Annotated in this window: 3 protein-coding genes; 1 reads left to right on the top strand and 2 read right to left on the bottom strand. The window is 69.6% G+C overall.

The genetic code is table 11. The annotated features are described in order from the left end of the window. On the bottom strand, positions 1 to 672 hold a 672-nt coding region (locus FUT87_RS13305), incomplete at its 3' end, for an aspartate/glutamate racemase family protein (RefSeq protein ID WP_147241330.1). A 7-nt stretch (positions 673 to 679) separates the two neighbouring features. Next, complete coding sequence (locus FUT87_RS13300) at positions 680 to 1,573, bottom strand: amino acid ABC transporter substrate-binding protein (RefSeq protein WP_147241329.1); 894 nt, start codon at positions 1,571 to 1,573, stop codon at positions 680 to 682. A 128-nt stretch (positions 1,574 to 1,701) separates the two neighbouring features. On the opposite strand from FUT87_RS13300, the gene FUT87_RS13295 reads away from it, so the two are divergent. Beyond that, a partial coding sequence (locus FUT87_RS13295) for a LysR family transcriptional regulator (protein ID WP_147241328.1) occupies positions 1,702 to 2,479 on the top strand: 778 nt, incomplete at its 3' end.

Below are 2,479 nucleotides of genomic sequence, written 5' to 3'. Positions count from 1 at the left end.
CACGATCGCCCGCGCGCCGCGTGCGCACAGGGCCTGCGCGGCCCTCGTCAGCCGCTGCGCCGCCGAGTCCATGGCTCCGGCCTTCACGTCGGCGATGCCGGGCATCACCAGCTCCAGCATCTCGCCCGCCGTGGGCAGCAACCAGTGGACGCGGCGTCCGTCCGGCGAAGCCCGGTTCAGGTAGAGCCCGGACGCGAGCGTCGCATCGGTCGCCAGCAGGCCGACCTTGCCGCCATCGGGCACACGCTCCAGCGCCTCGGCGATCGCCGCGTCGACGAGGTGCAGCATCGGCAGCGCCAGCGCCCGTTCGAGCTCATCGAACCAGAGGTGCGCCGTGTTGCAAGGCACCACCACCACGCCCGCGCCGGCAGCCACCAGCCGGCGCCCGCTGTCGACCATGGCCGCGAGCGGCGACTCGCCCTCGCCGCGGAACGCGGCCGTCCGGTCCGGCACCTGCGGGATGCTGCTGACGACGACCGGCACGTGCTCCTGGTCGGTCGCCGCGGGCGTGGCCTCGAGCATCTTGCGCATGAAGTCCACCGTCGCCAGCGGGCCCATGCCGCCCAGGATGCCGACGATGCCCGCCTGGGGCCGGATCGCCTCGACGGCCATCGGCGCGGCGGGCAAGGCTCCGCCCGCGCCGCGCGCCAGGCGCGGTGTGTCGTGCGTCATCGCGGTCTTACAGCGCCGGCTTGTCGGACAGCGTCTTGAGGTTGTCCTGCAGCTCGCGGCTCATCGGCGCATTGAGATTGATCCCCTTGGGCGGGATCGGCGACTGGAACCACTTCTTGTAGAGCGTCTCGAACTCGCCGCTCTTCATCAGCTGCGTCAGCGTCGCATCCACCAGCTGCTTGAAGGCCGGATCGTCCTTGCGCAGCATGATCGCGTAGGGCTCGACCTGGACCGCGTCGCCGACCACGGCCAGCTCCGCGGGATTGATCGCGCTGGCGCGCAGGCCGTAGAGCAGGATGTCGTCCATCGCGAACGCGTCGGCGCGGTCCGACTGCACCAGCAGCGCCGATTCCGCATGGTCCTTCGCGCTGATCAGCTCGAAGCCCAGTTGCTTCTCCGCGTTGAGCTTGCGCATCACCTGGAAGTTGGTGGTGCCCGTGGTCGACACCACCTTGCGCCCCTTCAGGTCGGCGAAGGACTTGATCGGCGAACTGCTCTTCACCAGCAGCCGCGTGCCCGTGTAGAAGTAGTTGATGGCGAAGCTCACCTGCTTGGCGCGCTCGCTGTTGTTGGTGGTGGAGCCGCATTCGATGTCCACCGTGCCGTTGGCCAGCAGCGGGATGCGGTTCTGAGAGGTGACCGACTGGGTCGCCACCTTCAGGTCGGCGCGGCCGGTGGCCTTGCGGACCTGCTCGACGATCCGGCCGCAGATCTCCCAGCCGAAGCCGGTCGGCTGCGCGTCCGCGCCCAGGTAGGAGAACGGGATCGAGGAATCCCGGTAGGCGACCGTGATGACGCCGGAGGCCTTGACCTTGTCGAGCGTGCCGCCCGTCTGGGCCCACGCGCCCATCGGCACGACGAGCGACAGGGCGACGACTGCACTGGAAACGAACACCTTCATGGGAATTCCTTTCTCGGGGACGCGGGGGTTGCAATGCCGTGAACGATATTGAACCTCAGCGCCCAACGGGCATCGCGGTTGCGCGTCATCCTATAAGCTGGCCTTATGTTCCCCACGGAGACGGCGTCATGCGCCTGAAGCACATCGAGGTCTTCCACGCCGTCATGCTGACGGGATCGGTCAGCGCGGCCTCGAAGCTGCTTCATGTGACGCAGCCGGCGGTGACGCAGTCGCTGCAGCTGGCCGAGCTCCAGCTGGGCTACGCGCTGTTCACGCGCCAGCGGCGGCGCCTCGTGCCCACGCGCGAAGCGCAGGCGCTCTACCCGGAGGTGCAGGCGCTGATGTCGCAGCTGGAGTCGGTGCGGCGCATGGCCAGCGCGCTGGGCAGCGGCGAGGGCCAGGGCTTCCGCATCCTGATCGTCCCTTCGCTGGCGGTGAAGGCCCTGCCCGAGGCGCTCAAGCGCTTCCGCCGCCGCTACCGCGACCTGCCCATCAGCGTGCGGACGATGCATTCGAACGACATCGCCCGCGCCATGGCGCTGCAGGAGGGCGATGTCGGCATCGTCTATGGGCGGCTACCCCACCCCGCCCTCTCCGATGAACTGGTGGCGACCGGCCGGCTGGTGTGCGCCTCGCCGCGCAGCCGCACCGGCGCCGACCGCCGCACCACCGTCGCGCTGCAGGACCTGCTGCGCGAGCCCTTCATCCGCATCGACGAGCGCGACCCGCTGGGCGCCGTGCTGGCCGACCAATGGGCGCGGCTGGAGCTGTCGCCGCGGGCCGGCATCACCGTGCAGACCCACCACATCGCGATGATCATGGCCGAACAGGGATTCGGGCCGGCCATCATCGATTCGTTCACCGCGCAGGCCAGCGCGGGCGACCTGCACATCCGGACGCTGCTGC

This window comes from Mitsuaria sp. TWR114 (genome assembly GCF_007997345.1).
The sequence above is the reverse complement of the archived record's forward strand: the minus strand, read 5'-3'. Positions and strand labels throughout refer to the sequence as shown.